Source organism: Streptomyces klenkii, from assembly GCF_003626645.1.
GTDB lineage: Bacteria > Actinomycetota > Actinomycetes > Streptomycetales > Streptomycetaceae > Streptomyces > Streptomyces klenkii.
The window spans coordinates 748,907-768,360 of sequence record NZ_RBAM01000001.1 but is presented as its reverse complement, the minus strand read 5'-3'; the positions used below and the strand labels follow the sequence as shown (position 1 = coordinate 768,360).

Genomic DNA, 19,454 nt, shown 5'->3' with positions numbered 1-19,454 from the left:
GCCCTTGTCCGGCGGGAAGGCATACGTGAACGTTGGCCCGGCACGTTTCGTAACGCGAGGCGTTCGCAGCACGTCCGCACCACACCCGTGGCCGCGTCCCGTCCTCCGGGCCGCGTCCCGCCCTTCGTCCGCCCGACGGGCAGCCGCCCGCCCGAGGAAGCCGGAAAGGCACTGATGCGCCGTGTTCCCGATGTACGACCGCCGGGCCCCCGGACGGCCGCCGATCTCCCGGAGCCCGCGGCGCACCCACGGCCCGTCACGGTCGCCCTCGCGGGGGTCGAATTCGGTTGGGGCAGCTCGGGAAAGCTGAGCGCCGTCCTGTCCGCACTGCGCGAGCGTGCGCAACCGCCCTTGCGGCGTGCACAACCGCCCCTGCGGTTCGTCGGCCTCGCCTCCGGTCTGGGCCGTCCCCTGCTCGCCGAGCACACGGTCGACTGCTGGTACGACCTGCCGGAGTCCGCGGCCGAGCGGCGCGCCGCCGTCGGGCGGATCGTGCAGTCGCACGGGGTACGGGCAGCGGTGGTCGTTCTGGACGGTGCGGTCGCGTCGGAGCTGGAGGCGGCCGGTGTGCCGACGGTGTTCGTGGACAGCCTGCCCTTCATGTGGACCGACGGGGACCGTGGCGCACTGCCGCTGGACGCCACCGTGTACTGCGCCCAGAAGTATCCCGGGGTTTCTCTTGAGCGCGAGCACGAGGGAGTTCTTGCGTCCGTGTCGTCGCTGCGCTGGGTCGAGGCGGTCATCGGCACTCCCCCGGGCAGCTGCCTGGATCCTCGTCCCCCGGCCCTTCGCCCCCTGGCTCCCGGGCACCCGGATCGTCGCACCCCGGACCCCTCCGAGTCCCGTACCGGCGGCCGGCCCTGGCGCAAGGCCCTGATCAGCCTGGGCGGCCTGCGCGCACCCTCTCTGCCCGACTGGACGGCGTACCCGCGCGCCGTCGTGCCCGCCGTCCTTGACGCGCTGGCCGACCACGGCGTGCAGGAAGCCCACCTGGCCGGCAACCTCCCGGACGGCGTCCTGGCCGGTCTCGTCGCGCGGTCGCCCGCGGGGCTGCGGGTCACGGCCGGGCCGCTCCCCCACAGCGCGTTCCTCACCGAACTGACCCGCTGCGACGTTCTCCTCACCTCCCCGGGCCTCACCACGCTGCTGGAGGCGGACCGGCTGAAGGTGCCCACGGTCTGCCTGCCGCCGCAGAACCTCAGCCAGATCTTCAACGGCCGCTATCACAGCCGGGCCGTCGGCACCGACGTACGGGTGACCTGGCCCGAGAGCATCTTCGGAGAGGAGGAGGCGCTCGGGCTGCGCGCGAAGGGCGAGGACCACGCCCTGGAACTGATCTACGGCGGGATCGGGCACGCGGCCGTACGAGCCGACGCCGTACAAGCCGTACAAGCGGATGCCGCGCCCCCGGCAACCGACCTTCGTTCCGCCGTCCTGGCCGCGGTGCGGCGGGCGGCGCAGGGCGCCGAATGGGGAGCTCTGGCCGCGGCCGTCGGCACCGGCGGCGCGGCCCAGGTCGCCGATGCGCTCCTGGCCACGGTGCGGCAGGCCCAGCCCTCGACCGCCTGAGGGCCGCAGCCCGGCCGCGCCCGTACCCGACCCGTACCGGTACCCGTCCCCTCGCCCGTAACCGGCACGTCGCATCCCTGCCACGCGCCCTGCGCGCCCCGCCCGCCCCGAGCAGGCCGTTCCCCCTCTCCTGACGGACCCGAACCTCCCGTGAAGGACCTGAACCTTCCATGAAAGACCCGAGAGACCCGAAGGACCCGAAGGACCCGAAAGGCCCCGCCCCGATGCGTGACCATGACCAAGACCAAGACCGTGACCGAGACCGCTATCTCTTCATCAGGATCCTGGAAGCCTGCAACGCCGACTGTTTCATGTGCGAGTTCGCGCTCTCGCGCGACGCCTACCGCTTCTCCGTCGAGGACTTCGACGAGCTGCTGCCCCGGGCCCGCGCGGCCGGAGTGCGGTACGTACGCTTCACCGGCGGCGAACCGCTGATGCACCGGGACGTCGTGGAGCTGGTGCGCCGGGGCACGGCGGCGGGCATGCGGATGTCCGTCATCACGAACGGAATGCTGCTGCCGAGGATGGTGCAGCGGCTCGCCGGGGCGGGCCTGGCCCAGGTGATCGTGAGCCTGGACGGCGCTTCAGGGGAGACCCACGACGTCTACCGCCGCTCCCCCGGCATGTTCGACAACGGGCTGACCGGGCTGCGCGCCGCCGCGGCGCTCGGCATCCTGCCGCGGGTCAACACGGTGGTCGGGCCGCACAACTACACCGAGGTGCCGCAGCTTCAGAAGGTCCTGACCGAAGCGGGCGTGGTCCAGTGGGAACTGTCCGCCCTGAAGCTGGACCGTACGATCACCTATCCCGATCCCGCTCACGTGCGGGAGGTGTGCGACCCCGTCTACGACGCCGGCCCGGACGTCCTGCTGGTCCCCCTGGGGAAGCGGTTCTACGGCGACACCGCGGAGGAACGGGACCGGTACTTCGGTGAGTCCCTGACGCCGCGCGCCTCGCGGCCGCTGTGCCACGTCGTGGACGACGTCATCTACATCGACGGGCGGTTCGGGCGGATGTACGCGTGCAGTTGTCTGCCGCACCGCGAGGCCGGCGACGGCCCGGGAGGCGGTGCGCCGTTGCGGGAGGGCGGGGCGATCGGGCTCGACACGCCCGTCTTCCGTGCGCATGCCGACTACTTCCGCGAACACGGCCCCGAGCTGTGCTCGGGCTGCTCCACGACGGCCGCGGGATACAGCGACGACGTCGCCCGGCTCGGGTCGGTGCCGCCGTGGCGGTACTGACCCCCGGCGGCGCGAGCTCCCCGCCGCCCGAGAGCCGCCGCCCGGGTACGCGGCAGCGGGTGCTGCTGGTATCGCGGGAGGAGGAGCTGGACTCGCTGCTCGCCCTCCGCCGCGTCGCCGCGCACCTCGGCGAGCTCGCCGTCACCACGGACCGGTCCGCCGAACCGCCGCCGGTCGCCGCCCTGGTCTGCGACGACGAGGTGGCCACCGTACAGCTGCCGGCACGGGGTGTGCCGGTGGTGCACCTGTTCTCGGGCGGACGGGGGCCGGAGGGGACCGGAGTGGCCGAGGTGACCGGGATGGCCGGGATGGCCGGGCCGGCGTTGCGATGGCTGCACCGGCCGGACTGGCTCCCCGCCGCCGAGCCCCTCGGACCGGGCGTCCGCGCCGCCGGGACGCTCGCGCCCGTACGCACGGCCAGGGACCGCAACCGCACCGGCGCCCTGTTGCTCCTGTCGCTGTGGGGCGTTCCGGACGACGAGGTACGGGCTTTCACCGACGGGCCGCTACGGGCGCTGGTACGGGCCGCGGCGGACCATGCCGGACACTGCGACGTGGTGTGCGACACCGGGCTCGCGGCCGTCCGTTCCTCCCTCGCAGCCGACGGTACTCCCGAGGCGGTGCGACTGCACCGCGCCGCCGACGTGGACGTCGACGCACTGCACGCCGGCAGCGAGGTCTTCCTGGCCTCCCCGACGCTGGCTGCGGTCGGGCTCGCCCAAGCGCGGCACGCTCCCCTGTGCTTCCTGCCGCCGCTGGGTGCAGCACAAAGAGCCCTGGCCGAGCGCGTACGGCGGGTGGTTCCCGTACCCGTGGCCGAGGGCCACGCCGGCAAGCCCCTGCCGTACGTGCCTCCGGCCGACACGCTGTGGCAGGCGGTGGACAGCCCCGGGGACGACTTGCGCGGTGCCCAGCGCATTGCCCGCAGCCTCCGCCAGCTCTCGCTCGCACCGCTGTGAACCGTGGCACCACATCCGCTTGGGCAACTTAAGCCACCGGCTGGGCCGCCTGGGCCGCTTAAGTCACCTAAGCCACTTTGAGACATCGTCTGTCGACACTGGAGCCGCCATGTCCGGCACACCCGGCGAACACGACGCGACCACAGATCCCGTAGATACGACAGAGACCGTAGAGCCCACAGACATCGCCGAGGCCGCGGACCTCGCCGGCTTCCGGCCCCGCGTCCCCGCCGCGGAATGGGACGACTGGCGCTGGCACATGCGCAAGCGCATCAACACCGTCCACAAGGCCCGGCAGTGGATCCGCCTGACGTCCGACGAGGAGAAGGCCGTCGCCGGTTCGGCCGGCAAGTACCGGTGGAGCATCACCCCGTACTACGCGTCGCTGATGGACCCCGACGACCCCGCCTGCCCGGTCCGGTTGCAAGCCGTGCCCGCGCCGGGCGAGCTGACGGAGTTCCCCGGCTCCGACGTCGACCCGGTCGGGGACATGTACTACCGCAAGACCAACCGGGTGGTGCACAAGTACCCGGACCGGGTGATCATGCTGATCACCGAGGCGTGCCCGGTCTACTGCCGGCACTGCACCCGCAAGTTCCACACCACCGACGTGTCCGGCACGTACTTCCGCGACGACGAGGGCGGGTCGTTCGAGGAGGACCTGCGCTACATCGCCGACCACCCGGAGATCCGGGACGTACTGCTGACGGGCGGCGACCCGCTGTCATACCAGGACGGCAAGCTGGAGGAGATCGTCTCCGGGCTGCGGGCGATCCCCAGCGTGGAGATCATCCGCATCGGCAGCCGGTTCCCCGTGCTGCTGCCGCAGCGCATCACCGAGGGCCTTTGCGAGATGCTCGCGCGCTATCACCCCGTATGGCTGAACACGCACTTCAACCATCCCAAGGAGATCACCGCGGAGTCGGCGGCCGCCGTGGACCGCCTGCTGCGGCACGGCATCCCGGTCGGCAACCAGACCGTGCTGCTGCACGGGATCAACGACGACGTCACCACGATGCGCACGCTGATGACCGAGCTGCTGCACATCCGCGTCCGCCCCTATTACCTCTACCACTGCGACAACGTCACCGGTGTCTCGCACTTCATGACCTCCGTGGAGAAGGGCTGGGAGATCATGGAGGGCTTGCAGGGCCACATCACCGGATTCGGGGTGCCGCAGTACGTCCTCACCACGAGGATCGGCAAGATCCCCATCGCCCAGCCGTACTTCACGCCCTCCCCCGACGGCCTGCGCCTACGCCTGCGCAACTACCGGGGCGAGGAGATGGTCGTCGACGCCGCCGCGTACCCGATCACGGAGCCTGATGCGCCATGAGCCTCAACAAGCGCCTGGGACAGCGATTCCTGCCCTACGGGGCCAACTACCTCGACTGGCCGGACATGCACGAGCTGCGCGAGGCGATCGACCACGCCGTGCTCTTCCGCTACCAGACGGAGGGCGAGTCCATCGCCTCCCGGCTGGAGCGCCGGGTCGCCGAACGCCTGGGCGCCCGGCACGTCCTGGCCCTGCACAACTGCACCGAGGCCCTCCGGCTGGCGCTGATCTCCACCCGGCCCCGCACCGGCGACCTCGTCCACATCCCGGCTGTCACGTTCGTCGCGGTGGCGGGCGCGGTCCTCTCCAGCGGGCTGATCCCCGTACTCGTCGACGTCGACGACTCCCTCTCCCTCGATCCCACCCTGCTGCCGCCCGGCACCGAGCGGGTGATCGTCGCCCATATGGAGGGGGCCGCCGGCCGCCTGCCCGAGGGCGTGCCGTACGTCGTCGAGGACTGCGCCCAGGCCCTGGGCGCCACGTTCCCCGACGGCAGGCACGCCGGGACAGCCGGGTACGCGGGCACGTTCAGCTTCCACCACAACAAGGTACTCACCTCCGGCGAGGGCGGACTGCTCGTCACCGGCGACCCGGCGGCCTGGGCAACCATGCGCTGCTACCACGACCACGGGTCCGCGCGGGTGCCCGGCTGCTACCCGACGTGGAACGCGGACGCCCACTACGGGGAGAACTTCGTCACCAGCGAGGGCGTGGCGGCCATCCAGTTCCAGCAGTTCCGCCACCTCGACGAGCTGCTCGCCGGGCTGGAGCGGCAGCACGCCATCGCCATGGAGAACCTGCCGGACCGCACGGACCTCGCGGTCCTGCCGAGGGCCGCGGGCGACGTGAAGATCAGCCTGCGTCTCCGCTGGGAGAGCCGGGAGCTGCGCGACGCGGCCGTCGCCTCGCTCACCGAGCGCGGCATCGCCAACTGGACGCTCGGCAAGTACCTCCTGCCGGAACACCCGGTGATCACCGGCCGGCGTTCCCTCTACGCCGACGGCTTCCCCTGGAGCCTCGCTCCCGGCGGGCCCCTGATGCTCAGCCGCGACGGATTCGCCCGCACCCGGGACCTGCTGGACCGCACCCTGTGCGTGCCGTTGTCGCCGGAGCTCTCCGAGCAGGACCAGGTCCTGGCCGTCAAGGCCCTGCGCCAGGCTCTGGAGGCCGTATGAGCGCGACCAGTGCCACGGGCGCGATGGGTGCCATGAGCGCGGACGCTCCGGTGCTGCTGATGGCGGACGACCGGGCCTGCACCTTCACCCGGTACGCCGTACGGGCCCTCACCCCCGGCCGGCTGGTGCTGCTGCGCTTCGCGGAGGTGCGCCGCGACCTGTCGGACGACTATCTGCGCGAGACCGCGCACCTTCCGGCGTTCTGGGTACGCGCAGGCGTGCCGCTGGAGGAGGAGGTACGGCGTTACGAGACGTGGGCGGCGGCACTGCCCGCCCGGCCCGAACGCTTCTGCAACCCCTCGGAGCCCCGGCAGGCGGTCGCACAGCGCTTCGCCGCACTGGCCGGCCTGCCGCACCTGACGGAACAGCAAGTGGCGTGGGTGCGTGACAAGGCCGCCATGAAGGACAAGTTCCGGGAGCTGGGGCTGCGCACCGCGCGGTACGCGCGGGTGGCGGACGCGGCCGGCGTCGAACGGTTCGCGGCCGTGTGCGGCTGGCCGCTGGTGCTCAAGCCCGTGGACTCCTTCGCGTGCGTGGACACCTTCCGGCTGACCGGGCCGTCGTCCTGCCCCGACCCGGCCGTCTTCGGCTCGCGCGAGTGGATGGTCGAGGAGTATCTGGGCGGCACCGAATGGGAGGTGTGCGCCCTCATCCACGCCGGGGAGGTGCTCGACGCCTGGCCCAGCGCGATGCCGTGCCGTCCGCTGGACATCGTCGACGGCGCGATGAACGCCAACATCAGCGTGGCTACCGGCGAGGGGCCGCCCGTAGACCTGCGGGGCATGCTTCAGCGCATCGCCACCGGCATGGGCCTCGACCACGGCTACGTGCACATGGAGTTCTTCCTGATCGACGGCGAGGTCTACGCGGGCGAGATCGGCGTACGGCCGGCCGGCTGCGAGATCACCGCCAACCACGGGCACGCCTACGGCTTCGACGTCTTCGGTGCCGCGCTCGACGTCTACCTCGGCCGGCGTCCCCTCCTCCGGTACGGCGAGCGCCGCTGCGCGGGCGACCTGCTGCTCCCCCTCCCCGGCTCGGGCGTCGTCCGCGCCATCACGCCCGGAGAGGAACTGTTGCGCATCCCCGGAGTCGTCGACGCCGTTCTCAAGGTGGACGTCGGAGACGTCGTCGCGGCACGCCGTGCCTCGCACAACGCGTCCGGGTACGTCCATGTGACCGGCACATCGATCGGCGAGGTGGAGAACCGCATGCGCGAGGTCCTCGGCACTTTCACGATCGATGTGGCGCCCGCCGTGCAGCCCCGGGAGGCCGGTGCCACGCACCCGTAGCCCCTCGCCTTGCCGCCGGAGCGCGCTGCCGGACCCCACCGCCGGATCGCGCCGCCATCGAACGAAGACGGAGACCGAGACCGTGACGAACGGGTTGCCCCGCCGGTTCATCGACCTGCTGACGCATCATCATGTGGTGGCGGCGGCCTGCTGGAGCGTCGTCTCCAGGCTGCCCGTCTACCTGATGTCGCTGGCGATGGTGCTGGTGGTCCGGGAGCAGGGCGGCAGTTACGCGCAGGCCGGACTGGTGGCGGCGCTGTACACGCTGGGCATGGCGGCCGGCAGTCCCTTGGTCGCCCGGTACGTCGACCGCCGGGGCCGGCGGCCGGTGCTCGTCGCCACCGGACTGGTCTATCCGTCGGCGCTGGGCCTGCTGGTGTGGGCCACCCGGCCGGGTGACTGGGCGCAGCCGGTCGCGGCCGTCGTCGCCGGGGTGGCCCTGCCGCCCGCCAACGCGTGCATGCGGTCGCTGTGGGCGCGGCTGCCGCTCTCGGACGGCGAACGGGACATCGCCTATCTGTGGGAGGCCCTGCTCACCGAGGTGCTGGTGATCGGCGCGCCGCTGATGCTGGCGGCCCTGATGCTGACGGGGTCCGCCGGACTCGCGCTGGCGACGGTGGCGGCGATCGGGGGCGTAGGAGCACTCGGGCTCGGATTCGCCCTGACCCGGCTGCCTTCGGAGAGGCCGGAGGAGCCGGAGGAACTGGAGAAGCCGGAGGGCCACGCGGGGGCGGGCTTCGTTCCGCACTCCCTGCTGGGACCGCTGAAGGAGCCGGCCATGCTGGCGCTGACGGCGGTGATGGCCGTGTGCGCGGTGCCCATCGGCCTGATGACGCTGGCCATTCCGGCGTTCGTCGACGACCACGGCTCACCGGGCAGCACGGGTGTGGTGTACGCCTGCTGGGGCGTCGGCAGTGCGGTGGGGGCCCTGTGGCTGGGGCGCTCGCAGTCGGAGGTCGCGGTGCACCGCAGGTTCCCGCGCCTGGTGTCGGCCTACGCCGTAGGGACGGCACTCCCCCTGCTGGCCATGTCCGAGCTGACGCTGGGCGTGGCGCTGGCGGTGGGCAGCGTGCCCATCGCCCTGGTGTCGGCCAGTGAAATGACCCTGGTCAGCCGGGTCGCCGACAGCCGGATGCTGGCGGAGGCGTTCACCTGGGCGTCCCTGGCGACGGTGGTGGGCGACGCCGTAGGCCAGCAGGCGGGCGGGCTGCTCATGGCCCCGGCCGGGCCGCGCGGGGTGTTCGCGGTGGCGGCCGTGGTGGCCGCGGCCGGGGCCGGTCTGGCCTTCGCCTGCCGGGAGTTGCTGGGGCGCGGCGCGGCGGTCGCGGTGGAGCAGCCGGCGTGAGCGGGGCCGGGCTCGGCAGGGGGCCGCCGGGTGACTGTCCTGCCTCCCCTACTCCTTTCTACTCCTCGCTTCCTACTCCTCCCTCCGCTCTCTCGCATCGTTCCGCGCCCGGACCGGCTCCGTCAGCCGACCGGCCGCCGGGCTTGCTCCCCAGGTCAGCGCACGAACATGAGGTGTCTTGAACATGAACCCTGCCGTCAGCGACCAGCGGCACCAGCAGCCGTCCGCCGTCCCCGGCCCCGGCCCCGGCCCCGGAGTCTTCCACCCGGTCGCCCTCGACCGGTACGCCGATGCCGTCGCGGAGTTCCTGGCGGCCCCCGGCCGGACGCCCGTGCCCGTACCGGTCGACGGCCGTGCGGACCTGGTGCCCTCCGTGACCGCGGCGAACGGCCTGTACGAAGGCCTTCGCGTACCCGCCCCCCTGGACCTGGGCGTCGTGCTGGGGGCCGAGGAGCTGCCCCCGGGCGTGGCGGAGCTGGCCGCTCCGCTCGCTCGCCGGTGGGTGGACGAGAAGGAGCTCGACGACGCGGCCGGCTTCCACGACCGGCACGCCGGAACGCTGCTCGTCATCGGCCGCTACGACAGCCTCAACCTCTCCCCCGTACGGTCTCTCCTGCTCTCCACCTACCGCGGGCCGGCCCACGCACTCACCCTGCTGAGCGGACGCGACGGTGCCTCCGTGGCCTGGAACGTGGCCAAGCAGTACGCCTTCGCGGGCCGGGACGTGGACGCGCTGGGCCTGTTCACCGACACCGACCGGCCGCCCCACCTGCCCGGCGTACAGGTCTTCGACGACCGTGACTTCGAACGCGCCGACATCCAGGGGGAGGTCCTCGGCACCCGGTGGCGCAGGGTGGTCTTCCAGGGCCACGGCAAGGACGACAGCGTCAACCTCGGCGAGTTCACCATCTGCGGCCTCAACCCGGCCGTGCCCGCCGTACCCGGGCTGCTCGGTCCGCGCTGCGCGTACGGGCTGCCGTGCTACAAGCCCGAGGACAAGCTGATCCCCCTCCACCGCGTGGAAGCCGTAGAAGTGGTGCTCAGCGCCTGCAACAGCGGTCCGCTTGCCGACCTCGCGCTCTACGACCCCAAGTACCAGTTGCTCCTCAATGCCCTCGACGGCCCGGCCCGTACGGTCGTCTCCGCCGTGTCCGTCCACGATTCCGACCGGCCGGAGAACGTGGCGTGGATGCGCACCGCCCTCGTGGGCGCGGATTCCGTCGACACGCTCAACGCCAGTCTGGCGGGGTCGCACCCGTATCCGGCGTTCATGCGCTTCGGCATGCCGGACGAGCTGGAGGAAGCCCCTCCCGCGCCCCGGCCGGCCGACCACCGGCCCGACCCGCTGCTGCTCACCACGGGGCGCCGGCTCACCGCCCTGCTCGCCTCCGAGCTGCTGCCCCACAACCATGCTCTGCGCCCGCGGCTGACGAAGCTCGCCCGCAAGGTGGACCTCTGGGCGGCCCGGCCCACCCACCTCGCCGACCAGTCGCCCGGCGAGATCCACGCCTCGCTCGCGGCGGACCTGCAATCGCTCGACCACACCGTCGCCGAGCAGGTCGCCGACAACCCCGAGAACGAGATCATGAACTACCCGGCCTACTTCGGCGACCGCAGCTCCCTCGACCCGCAGGTGCGCGAGGTGACCTGCCACTGCGGCCGGCCCGCCCAGGAGTTCACCCGGCGCGGCCTGCTCCCGTACGTCCTGGACACCACGTGCGCGGTCTGCATGCGCTGCGGGGACGTGACGTTCCGGGTGCCCGAGGCTCCGGCCCTCCTGGCGTACGCCGACGACGAGGTCGAGCAGGGCGGCGTGCTGGAGGTACGTGCCGCGCTCACGGCGTCCCGGCCCGGTCCCGTACGGATCGGCCTGTTCGTACCGACCTACCTGCGCGAGGACACCGTGGTCGAGCCGCGCACGGTGAAGGTCCGGGGCACTGCCGACCACCCCCGGGACGTGACCTTCCGGGTGCGGTTCGCTGCCGGGACCGCGCCGCAGGCCTACTACTTCACGGTCTTCGCCGTGCAGGACCTCGCCGTCTCGACCGCCCGGCGTCACTTCGGGGTCGTCCCGCGCGACGCGTAAGACGGCGGGACCGCCTGTACCACCGCACGGCCCGCACCGCCCGCACCGCCCGCACCATCCGATCGGCCCGTACCCGGGCACGGCCCGGCGAGGGCTCCGACCACCCGACGGACGAAGGACGGATGCCATGCAGAATCCACCTCCACCTCCCATCAAGCTCGTCGAGAAGGACGGCGAGGTGACGCTGAGCATCGGCGGCGAACAGGCCATGCAGGCGTGGGAGCGCGACCTCATGTGGGCGAGCGCCGACATGCTGTGCGAGTACGGCCGTGACTTCTACGAAGTGGGGCTGGGCCTCGGGCTGTCCGCACTGCGCATCGCCGGCAACCCCGCCACCCGCAGCCACACGGTGCTGGAGCTCTTCGGCGAGGTCGAAGACCTCTTCCGCGCCCGCCATCCGGACCTGCCCGGCAACCTCTCCATCGAGCGCGGCGACTTCTTCCGGCGCATCTTCGAGCTGCCGTCCGAGAGCATCGACGGCATGTTCTTCGACCCGGCCCTGGACATGGACGTCTGGACGGACAAGGAGCTGTGGGCGAGGACGATGCCGGAGGTCGTGCGCGTGCTGCGCCCCGGCGGGGTGTTCATCCCGTTCTTCAGCACCAAACCCGAGCTGCGCTGGCAGTACCTGCCGCACTTCCGCAGCATTCGCGTCGAGCGTCACCCGTACACGGCCTACGAGACCACCGAGTACACGTACGGCACGAGCGGCGACGCCTACATCCAGTGCTTCCGCAAGGACTGACTGAACCGATGACGATCGAATCAAGCACTCAACCCACATCGACCACCGGCGCCGGCTTTCCCTCCGACGCGGGCTCCGACTGCCTGCCGGAGGAGAGCCCGGGCATCCGCTCGCTCTTCCTCGCCGGTCCGTTCCTCCAGCTTCTGGACCCCGCCACGGGAGAGATGTCCGGCGACGCCCGGGCCCCCTTCGACACGCTGATCAAGCACTTCGAGGCGCAGCGGCTGTCCGTCCACAACGCGCACCGCCGGGAGGCGTGGGGCGCGGAGCTGATGCGTCCGGAGGTGTGCACCCGCATCGACCAGGAGGAGATCCGCAAGGCCGACGCGTTCGTCGCCCTCCCCGGCTTCCCGGCGTCGCCCGGCACGCACATCGAATTGGGCTGGGCCAGCGCCTTCGGCAAGCCGATCGTCCTGCTGCTGGAAAGGGACCGGCAGTACACCTTCCTCGTCCAGGGACTGCACACGGTCGCCACCGTGGAGTACGTCGTCCACACGGACATCGCCGACGCGCTACCCGCCGTCGACCGGGCCCTGCACCGCGCGGTAACCCGCCACCGCGAGGCGGCCCGCGGCCACTGACCGTATGCCGATGCCCGTCCCTGCGCATGGCGCACTCCAGGGGCGGGCATCGGGTGTCCGACTGCCTTCCGTGCGGGGCTGGCAGGCAGCCGGCTGCGGAGGATCAGGCCTTGGGGCTCGTGATGACGGCGAACGGGGCCCCGAACGGGTCGAGCAGCATCGCGAAACGCCCCACACCCTCGGCGTCAGTGGCAGGGATGATGGCGGTGGCGCCCATCTCCTGGGCGCGGGAGACCGTGGCGTCGCAGTCCTCGACCTCGAAGTACGGGTGCCATTCGGAGGTCGATCCGGCGTCCAGGTTCTGCTGGGCCAGCTGCATGATGCCGCCGTGCATGGTGCTCTCGCCGCCGCCGGCGGGCCCGGAGATGGTGTAGACGACGTCCAACGATCCGGCCGTCCTTCTATAGGAACCCGTAGCCCCCGCCCTCCGGCCCTGCGGACTGGAACTGACAGCCACCCGGGCCGCGGACACCCTCGACGGGGCCGGGCTGGAGTAACTGGATCAACTGGAGTAAATCGACGAGTCCGACGGCGGCTCAGGAGGGGACGCGGATGAACCGCCGGTCGCGGGGTGCGACGTCGCCCACCGGTCCGGCGGCGCGCAGGATCACGTCGAGAGCGAGCTCAGGGGAAGCGGTATAGAGGCCGCTGGCCCATGCCGCGTTGGCTTCGACCACTGCCCAGTGCCCGTCGGCTGTGCCCACGTCGACGACGATGGCGGAGGGCAGCGCTGCGCCGGCCTCGGCGAGCACTTCGGTGCCGAAAGCCTTCGCCGCTTCCGACAGCGGACCCAGTGCCAGCCGCCCGTTCTCGGCGTACCGGCTCCCTGTGTGCACTGTCCCGTCAAGGCAGTGCAGGCGGTACTCGGCCTCGAAGGTCACTACGTCGCTGACCAGCACCACCGTCTCAGGATCCACGGCATCCGGCCCGGGCAGTCTCGACCCGTCCGCGTAGACCATGGCCCGTATCCCCTTGTCATTGGGGGATTTGATGAACACTGGCCGCCGGAGAGCGTAGGCCTCAGCGATCGGCATGATCCGTACGTCGCGGCGCGTGAGCTCCCGTGGCAGCCCGGCCAGCCAGTCACGCGGCGCCTCAAGCGGCGCGATTCCGTACGCCGGCACCACGACGTCCGCGAAACCCGGGCCCGCGTGCAGATGTTCCGCCCCGCGCAGGCCGTCGGGAAGTGTGAACGACGTGAACTGCACGGTCCGCAGTCCGTACCGCTGGGCCGCCTCACGCACCGACTCAGCAGAGGCGGTCAGACGAGGAGGAAGGAGCATGGTTCTCATGGCGAAGGATCATGTCTCATTCGCATGGACGGCCGCGCGGAATATCCCGCCGTTACCCGCCGGCGAACGTGCCGCTTCCCGCGAAGCCTTCCAGCGCGGCGCCCGAGGCGAGGTGGCAGCCCCGTCCTGCGCTACTGCATGATCGTCCGCGGTAGGTGGGACGGTGTGCCGACGCAGATGTAGATCTGCAAGGTGAAGCCACGCCCGACCGTCACCACCGTGGGTGTGCGACTGTGGTACGGATGTCCGTCCACGTCCTCGACCGGGCACCAGCTGCGGCTCCTGCCGTCCCACTCGCTGCCGGCGACGGTCAGCAGCGCCTCGACGGGACCGCCGCACTCCCCGCACTGGAGCTCGCCGGAGCTCGCCGGATAGCGGTAGGTGAAGTGCGCGGGCCAGCCGCCCAGCTTCCAGCCTGGTGCAATGGACAGATCTCCCTCGTAATCAAGCTGCTCGTAGTCCGGCGAACGCTCCTTCGTCCAGTTCGTCCAGGCGTCCAAGCGCTTCGTCTGTTCCTCCGTGAGGAGGTGCAGCGGAGGGAACTCCCGCACCTGTTCCGGGTGCAGCACGCATGGTGCCGGCACAAGGTCGCTCATGTCGATGTAGGCAGGCTCCGGTGGCTCGGCCAGGACCTCACGCACGTCCGAGGACAACCGCCACCGCAGCTGCACAGCGCCGGAGCACCCTTCGATCTCGTCGAACGGGGACCACAGAGCCTGAAGCATGTCCGTTCCCTCAGGGCATGGGAGTCCGGGCACATCCCGGGCGTAGAGCTGCACGAGCGGGATGAGCGGCAGCGGCCCCTCCGGCAACAGCTCCGGTGCGTACCCGTTCCTGATCCGGTCGATCACCTCCGCCTGCCACCCCGTCGGCAGGATCTCGCCGCCGGTCCTCGGCCGGGACCGCTCCTGCTCGACGATCCCCCGTAGCGTGTGGACGTCCGCCAGAGTGGTCAACGGCCCGTAGGGTGCCTGCTTCGGCTCGTATTCCGGCCAGGGCTCACCCGTCGGCCACAGCAGCGGGCCGCCCACTGAGCTGTCATGAACGGTGGGGGCACCGGGCCGCGGGTGCAGGCGAGTGGCTGTCCTGGCCAGATCGGCCAGCTCCGGAAGCTGCGCGGTCACGTCCAGTGGGCGCGGCGGTGTCGTACGTGTCAACGTTTCCCCTCACAAAGGCGAGCTCCGGTATCCAAACACAGGACAACCAGCAGAAGAGCCCGTATGAGATAGGCCGGGCGGCGGTCGCCCTGGAGCTCAGCGGGGACGTCAGAGCGACGTCAGCACTTCGTTAGCGAGCCGTCAGCCGACGACCGGTAGGCTGACGGCGTGTCAGAGCACGGGCCCGGAGCCCTGCCTCGCACGGGTCGTATTTCAGAGAACGGGATGCTCAGGTTGAAGAGAATCAAGGCCGTCGCTGTCGCCCTCGCCACCATGGCAGGACTGGCCGTCGCCGTCACGCCGGCTCAGGCGGCCGACACCTGCACTGCGGGGGGCGGCGGCAAGTACGTATGTGATTACGGCGTGACGGACCACAAGCTTCCGAACGGCGAGAAGGAACAGTTCCTCGTCGGCCTCGACTACGCGGTGTGGACGCGCTGGACCGTCAGCAAGCAGTGGACCGGATGGGTGTCCATGGGCATGCCCGATCCTCTCGGCAATGCCCGCGCCACGAGCAAGATCAGCGTGTCGGATGCGCAGGGGCAGGGCAAATTCGAAACGCACATCGTTCTCAAGAACAGCAACGGCGCCATCGTGGGCAAGACGCGCCCCGACCTCGGTGCGAACTGGTGGACTTGGGATTGGCCCAAGTGCTGCTGAGGCCTTTCTTCGAAGGGTGCTGCGGTTCAGCGGAGCTCCGCTGACAGGTTCCGTTCCGGCGCAGCCGTGTGCACTTCGGGGCAGGGCGGCTGTAGCCGTGTGCGCCTCGAGGCAAGGCGGCCGGTTCGGGGTGAGGCCGTGCCCGCTGCGTGACTGCCGGGCCCGGCGCGATGGTCGTCGCGCCGGGCCCGTGTCTCATACGAAGGGCGTGATCCGCTCCTCGATGCCCAGCAGCAGCTTGCCGTAGATTTCCATGCCCACCGCGGGCGTGGAGACCGCGTGTCGTCCGGCGGTGCTCGCGTCCCGCCAGATCCGCTGCAGCGGGTTGACGTCGGCGAAAGCGCCACCGCCGTGCACGTTGAGCAGGGTGTTGATGGCCTCCAGGACGTTCTTGATGGCGTGTCCGCTGTCCGCCCGGACCCTGGCTCGGATCGGCGCGTCGAGCTTGCCGCCGCGGGCGGCGGCCTCGTCGATGTCCGCGGCGGCCCGGTGCAGGTGCAGTTGCGCGGTGTCGATCCGCATGGCGGCCTCGGCGACCTGGAGCTGTACGGCCACCGACTCGGCCTGCGTCTCGTAGTAGGTGTACGAGATCGGCTTGGTCCCGGCCTTCTCGGTGACCAGCTTCAGCGCGGCGCGTGCCATGCCCACTTGGGGCCCGGCCAGGCCCAGGGCGAGGAGCGGTGAGAGCGGTGAGCGGAACAGTCCCGTCGGCCCGTGTACGGCGGGCAGTTCGCCGTCGATCGCGCGCGGGACGGAGATGACGCGGTGCTCGGGCACGAAGATGTCTTCGGCGATCAGGCAGTTGCTGCCGGTCCCGCACATTCCGGCGACGTGCCAGACGTCCTGCATCTCCAGGTCCGTACGTGGCGCGAGCACCATCGCCTGGTCGACCACCTCACCGCTCTCGTCGTTCAGCGGCAGGCCCAGCACGGCCCACGTGGAGTGCCAGGAGCCGGAGTTGTAGTACCAGCGGCCGGATATCCGCCAGCCGCCTTCGACCTTGCGGTTGGTGGCGGTGGCCGGGGTGAAGACACCGGTGACGCGTGCGTCGGGGTCGGTGCCGAAGACTTCTTCCTGGGCGGCGAGGGGGAACAGGCCGGCGAGCCAGTTGCAGGTGTTGACCACGGCCAGCACCCATCCCGTGGAGCCGTCGCCCTCGGCGACCGCGGCGGACACGTCCACCAGGGTGCGCATGTCGGTCTCGTAGCCGCCGAAGCGCCGCGCCACGGTCAGCTTGAACAGCCCGGCGTCCGCCAGGGCTTCGATCACCTCGTCGGTCACCTTGCGGTCCGCTTCGATCCTGGCGGCGTGCTCGCGCAGCAGCGGTTGCAGAGCGGTGGCCCGGGCCACCAGTTCGGCGGCGTTCGGGGCGGAAGTGTCAGTGCCGGTGATGGTCATGTGGGTGTCTCCATGGTCGTGAGCACGTGATGAGGTAGTGGGGTTTACGCGACCGGGGCGAACGCGGAGTGCGTGCCGAAGGTCCGGTGACCGTAGACCAGTGGTGCCGCCGTGGCCGTACGGGCGTGGACGACTGCCCCCAGAAGCAGGAGATGGTCACCGCCCTCGACCACCGAGGCCAGCTCGCACACCAGCCAGCCCGGTGCGTCCGGCAGGCGCGGCAGCCCGTGGTCGTACTCCCACCCGACCCCGGCGAAGCGGCCGGCAGACCGGCGGGCGAAGCGCAGTGCCAGCGCTTCCTGTTGCGCGCCGAGGACGTTCACCCCGAACCGTCCGGTCGCCAGGACGCGGGCCAGCAGCCCCGATCCGCGGTCCAAGGCCACCGACACCATCGGCGGGCACAGGGACAGTGACGCGAACGCGCTGACGGTCGCCCCGTACGGCGTTTCGTCCTCGGTGGCGGTCACGACGGTCACCGGGGCGCAGACCCCGGCCATCAGGTCCCGGAAGTCCTGCTCGGTCATCATGGCGACCCCTCCAATTCATCATGATGATTACTGTGATCATGCATGGAGGTTTGAAAGAGCGTCAAGGGGTACGCTTGCTATTGGTCATAATCAATAGCGCTGAGGATGGGGAGGCCCCGTGGGAGCCGCGGACGACACCAGAGGGGGCATCGAGCCGCCCGCCTTGCGGCGCGGCGACTGGGAACGCACCGCGGCCTCCCGTGCCGAGGTCGCCGCCGAACGCATCGCGGCCATGGTCATGGATGCGGAGCCGGGCGAACGCCTGGGCACCAAGGAGGAACTCCGCACCACCTGCGGGGTGTCCGTCGGCACCTTCAACGAAACCCTGCGGCTGCTCCAGTCCCGCGGGCTGGTCACGGTGCGCCCCGGCCCCGGCGGCGGCCTCTTCGCCGCCGAACAGTCACCCATGCGACGCCTGGGCAACTCCGTTCTCGCGCTGGACACTCACCAGCCGGACGACGCACGCGCCGAGGAGGCCCGGCGGATCCGTGACGCCCTGGGCCCGCTCCTGGTCGAGGACGCCCTCTGGCACGCCTCGCCGGCCGATGTAGCCGAACTTCGACGGGAGCTGACGGGCCTGGCCAAGACCGCCGAAGAATCCGACCCGGCCGCCTTCGCCGCCGCCGACCACCGGCTCCGTACGCGACTGGCGGCCATCAGCCCCAACACTCTGCTGCGGTCGCTCTACGCCACGCTCCTCCCCCTCACCGAGCCCGATGCCGTCGAGCAGCTCCAGGACCGGTACGAGCAGCACACCGCCCTGATCGACGCCATCGAATCCCGTGATCGCGCGAAGGCGCTCGAACTGGCCCGGCTTGACTGAGCGGAGTTGGCTGAGCGGACTCGACTGAACCGGGCCGCGGCGAAACGGTGTCGCCCGGCGTGTGCCTGTGGTCGCTGGGGCGGGGGGGGATGCGTGGGACAGCCTGCCGATAGGCCGGCTCCCGGGTTATACGGCGTGACGCACGTGCGTGACGGCGAGGACCCCGGTCACAACAACGAAGTGCGCATCCCCGTACTTGAAGAGCCGCTCTAGGGATAGCGCACCGAACAGATGCGGGTGTCGGCATCGCCGAGGTAGAGGTCGGCAGGCCGAAGGCGACCTGACCCTTGAGGCGAGTCGCCGTAGAGGCGGATGCCTGCGACAGCAGCCGCAAGCGACGTACCCACCACTCCTACGGCGGCACCCACGACCGCGGCCACCCCTGAATCCATAGGGGGATTCTGGCGGCTCAGGAAGTTACGTGGGAGGCGTCCGGGGAAGTTCGAGGACTCTCGCCTGCCTTCTCAGTGAAGGTTGAGCGGGTTGGTCAGACCGGCGTCGGCCGGGAGCGCACGGGCCCGGCCTCGCGATGAGTGCTTACTGGGCTCCGCCCTGGCCGGCGCTTCCGATCGGGCCGACCTTGACGGGGGAACCGCCGTCTTCCGTGACGGGCAGGGTGGCAGCGCCCGGCCAGTTGAGGGTGACCGACTTCGTCTCGTTCGGCGGGGTCACGCGGAGTCCTGTGATGCGGACGCCGGAGCCGCCCGAGTTGTTGATCGGGTAGGTGATGCCGAAGGACACCGACTTGTCGCTCTTGAGGATGCTCTGGCCGGACTTCTCCGCAGTACGCTTCGCGGACAGCGACCCGGCGCTGGTCTTCAGGTCGACGCCCGCGAACCCGGATATCGCACAGTCGTGGCCGAGGTTCTTCAGCGTCACCGCGACGGTGCCATCGGTGTCGCCGGTGATGGTGCTGTCCGACGCCGTGATCTCCAGGTCGTCGGTGCGGCACTTGCCGACCTTGCCGTTCGCGCCGGAACCGCCCCCGGCGGCCGTACCCTTCCCGCTGGAGTCCTTCCCGGCGGAGTCCTTCCCGCTGCCCTGGTTGCCGCCGGTGGTCGACGCGCCGGGCGAGGTGGCCGGCTTGTCAGCCGCAGGGGCGGACGAAGAGCCCTTCGCGGCGTCCGCGTCCGTGTCCTGACACGCGGTCATCAGCAGAGTCCCGCCGACGAGTGCTGCGGAGACGAGAATGGCCTTGCGACGGTTGCCGGACATGAAAGACCCCTTGGTATCCAACGGTTGAAGCCGAATCCGGTTCGGCCCCTCGG

At 70.9% G+C, this 19,454-nt stretch carries 18 protein-coding genes; 12 read left to right on the top strand and 6 right to left on the bottom strand.

Annotated features, from left to right (window positions below):
* The first annotated feature begins 174 nt into the window (after window positions 1-174).
* From D7231_RS02580 to D7231_RS02535, 10 genes are all read left to right on the top strand, one after another.
* The gene (locus D7231_RS02580; RefSeq protein ID WP_120753222.1) at window positions 175-1,569 is read left to right on the top strand and encodes a hydroxymethylcytosylglucuronate/cytosylglucuronate synthase; all 1,395 of its coding nucleotides are present in this window, start codon (window positions 175-177) and stop codon (window positions 1,567-1,569) included.
* A gap of 170 nt (window positions 1,570-1,739) precedes the next feature.
* On the top strand, window positions 1,740-2,810 hold the full coding sequence (blsE, locus tag D7231_RS02575; protein ID WP_241999529.1) for a cytosylglucuronate decarboxylase: 1,071 nt from the start codon (window positions 1,740-1,742) through the stop codon (window positions 2,808-2,810).
* Entirely contained in the window at window positions 2,798-3,769 is a 972-nt protein-coding gene (gene blsF, locus D7231_RS02570) for a CGA synthase-related protein (protein WP_241999528.1), read from the top strand. The genes blsE and blsF overlap by 13 nt, the downstream gene beginning before the upstream one ends.
* Before the next feature lie 109 nt (window positions 3,770-3,878).
* Window positions 3,879-5,105, top strand: coding sequence for an arginine 2,3-aminomutase (gene blsG, locus D7231_RS02565; protein WP_120753220.1), 1,227 nt, complete (start codon window positions 3,879-3,881; stop codon window positions 5,103-5,105).
* Window positions 5,102-6,280 carry a DegT/DnrJ/EryC1/StrS family aminotransferase gene (locus D7231_RS02560; protein WP_120753219.1) on the top strand — a complete coding sequence of 393 codons (1,179 nt, stop codon included), beginning with the start codon at window positions 5,102-5,104 and terminating at the stop codon, window positions 6,278-6,280. The genes blsG and D7231_RS02560 overlap by 4 nt, the downstream gene beginning before the upstream one ends.
* Window positions 6,277-7,572, top strand: coding sequence for an ATP-grasp domain-containing protein (locus tag D7231_RS02555; RefSeq protein WP_241999527.1), 1,296 nt, complete (start codon window positions 6,277-6,279; stop codon window positions 7,570-7,572). The genes D7231_RS02560 and D7231_RS02555 overlap by 4 nt, the downstream gene beginning before the upstream one ends.
* A gap of 82 nt (window positions 7,573-7,654) precedes the next feature.
* The gene (locus D7231_RS02550; RefSeq protein ID WP_120753218.1) at window positions 7,655-8,917 is read left to right on the top strand and encodes an MFS transporter; all 1,263 of its coding nucleotides are present in this window, start codon (window positions 7,655-7,657) and stop codon (window positions 8,915-8,917) included.
* A 184-nt stretch (window positions 8,918-9,101) separates the two neighbouring features.
* Window positions 9,102-11,003 carry a hypothetical protein gene (locus D7231_RS02545; RefSeq protein WP_120753217.1) on the top strand — a complete coding sequence of 634 codons (1,902 nt, stop codon included), beginning with the start codon at window positions 9,102-9,104 and terminating at the stop codon, window positions 11,001-11,003.
* Window positions 11,004-11,130: 127 nt separating this feature from the next.
* Window positions 11,131-11,748, top strand: a complete 618-nt coding sequence (locus tag D7231_RS02540; protein ID WP_120753216.1) for a class I SAM-dependent methyltransferase — start codon at window positions 11,131-11,133, stop codon at window positions 11,746-11,748.
* An 8-nt stretch (window positions 11,749-11,756) separates the two neighbouring features.
* Window positions 11,757-12,329 carry a nucleoside 2-deoxyribosyltransferase gene (locus tag D7231_RS02535; protein WP_120753215.1) on the top strand — a complete coding sequence of 191 codons (573 nt, stop codon included), beginning with the start codon at window positions 11,757-11,759 and terminating at the stop codon, window positions 12,327-12,329.
* 103 nt (window positions 12,330-12,432) lie between these two features.
* On the opposite strand, the gene D7231_RS02530 is transcribed toward D7231_RS02535, so the two are convergent.
* From D7231_RS02530 to D7231_RS02520, 3 genes are all read right to left on the bottom strand, one after another.
* The gene (locus D7231_RS02530; RefSeq protein ID WP_120753214.1) at window positions 12,433-12,714 is read right to left on the bottom strand and encodes a VOC family protein; all 282 of its coding nucleotides are present in this window, start codon (window positions 12,712-12,714) and stop codon (window positions 12,433-12,435) included.
* Window positions 12,715-12,865: 151 nt separating this feature from the next.
* Window positions 12,866-13,621 (bottom strand): ATP-grasp domain-containing protein, encoded by a 756-nt coding sequence (locus D7231_RS02525; RefSeq protein ID WP_120753213.1) that lies wholly within the window; start codon window positions 13,619-13,621, stop codon window positions 12,866-12,868.
* A gap of 131 nt (window positions 13,622-13,752) precedes the next feature.
* Window positions 13,753-14,745: a hypothetical protein gene (locus D7231_RS02520; RefSeq protein WP_147449672.1), complete on the bottom strand. Its 993-nt coding sequence runs from the start codon at window positions 14,743-14,745 to the stop codon at window positions 13,753-13,755.
* A 267-nt stretch (window positions 14,746-15,012) separates the two neighbouring features.
* Between D7231_RS02520 and D7231_RS02515 the strand changes: the two genes are divergently transcribed.
* Window positions 15,013-15,438, top strand: a complete 426-nt coding sequence (locus D7231_RS02515; RefSeq protein WP_228775176.1) for a hypothetical protein — start codon at window positions 15,013-15,015, stop codon at window positions 15,436-15,438.
* Window positions 15,439-15,633: 195 nt separating this feature from the next.
* Here the strand turns inward: D7231_RS02515 and D7231_RS02510 are convergent, their stop codons facing one another.
* On the bottom strand, window positions 15,634-16,836 hold the full coding sequence (locus D7231_RS02510; protein ID WP_120753210.1) for an acyl-CoA dehydrogenase family protein: 1,203 nt from the start codon (window positions 16,834-16,836) through the stop codon (window positions 15,634-15,636).
* A gap of 44 nt (window positions 16,837-16,880) precedes the next feature.
* On the bottom strand, window positions 16,881-17,363 hold the full coding sequence (locus D7231_RS02505) for a flavin reductase family protein (RefSeq protein WP_241999526.1): 483 nt from the start codon (window positions 17,361-17,363) through the stop codon (window positions 16,881-16,883).
* 118 nt (window positions 17,364-17,481) lie between these two features.
* Between D7231_RS02505 and D7231_RS02500 the strand changes: the two genes are divergently transcribed.
* Window positions 17,482-18,186, top strand: a complete 705-nt coding sequence (locus D7231_RS02500; RefSeq protein ID WP_241999525.1) for a FadR/GntR family transcriptional regulator — start codon at window positions 17,482-17,484, stop codon at window positions 18,184-18,186.
* Window positions 18,187-18,723: 537 nt separating this feature from the next.
* Here the strand turns inward: D7231_RS02500 and D7231_RS02495 are convergent.
* Window positions 18,724-19,401 (bottom strand): DUF4232 domain-containing protein, encoded by a 678-nt coding sequence (locus tag D7231_RS02495; protein WP_120753209.1) that lies wholly within the window; start codon window positions 19,399-19,401, stop codon window positions 18,724-18,726.
* Between the last annotated feature and the right edge of the window lie 53 nt (window positions 19,402-19,454).

What these genes read in the sequence shown, in the direction of transcription:
- D7231_RS02555 (WP_241999527.1), top strand. Translation starts at nt 6,277, where the DNA reads ATGAGCGCGACCAGTGCCACGGGCGCGATGGGTGCCATGAGCGCGGAC.
- D7231_RS02510 (WP_120753210.1), bottom strand. Translation starts at nt 16,836, where the DNA reads ATGACCATCACCGGCACTGACACTTCCGCCCCGAACGCCGCCGAACTG.
- D7231_RS02505 (WP_241999526.1), bottom strand. Translation starts at nt 17,363, where the DNA reads ATGATGACCGAGCAGGACTTCCGGGACCTGATGGCCGGGGTCTGCGCC.
- D7231_RS02535 (WP_120753215.1), top strand. Translation starts at nt 11,757, where the DNA reads ATGACGATCGAATCAAGCACTCAACCCACATCGACCACCGGCGCCGGC.
- D7231_RS02580 (WP_120753222.1), top strand. Translation starts at nt 175, where the DNA reads ATGCGCCGTGTTCCCGATGTACGACCGCCGGGCCCCCGGACGGCCGCC.
- D7231_RS02560 (WP_120753219.1), top strand. Translation starts at nt 5,102, where the DNA reads ATGAGCCTCAACAAGCGCCTGGGACAGCGATTCCTGCCCTACGGGGCC.
- blsG (WP_120753220.1), top strand. Translation starts at nt 3,879, where the DNA reads ATGTCCGGCACACCCGGCGAACACGACGCGACCACAGATCCCGTAGAT.
- D7231_RS02540 (WP_120753216.1), top strand. Translation starts at nt 11,131, where the DNA reads ATGCAGAATCCACCTCCACCTCCCATCAAGCTCGTCGAGAAGGACGGC.
- D7231_RS02545 (WP_120753217.1), top strand. Translation starts at nt 9,102, where the DNA reads ATGAACCCTGCCGTCAGCGACCAGCGGCACCAGCAGCCGTCCGCCGTC.
- D7231_RS02495 (WP_120753209.1), bottom strand. Translation starts at nt 19,401, where the DNA reads ATGTCCGGCAACCGTCGCAAGGCCATTCTCGTCTCCGCAGCACTCGTC.
- blsE (WP_241999529.1), top strand. Translation starts at nt 1,740, where the DNA reads ATGAAAGACCCGAGAGACCCGAAGGACCCGAAGGACCCGAAAGGCCCC.
- D7231_RS02525 (WP_120753213.1), bottom strand. Translation starts at nt 13,621, where the DNA reads ATGAGAACCATGCTCCTTCCTCCTCGTCTGACCGCCTCTGCTGAGTCG.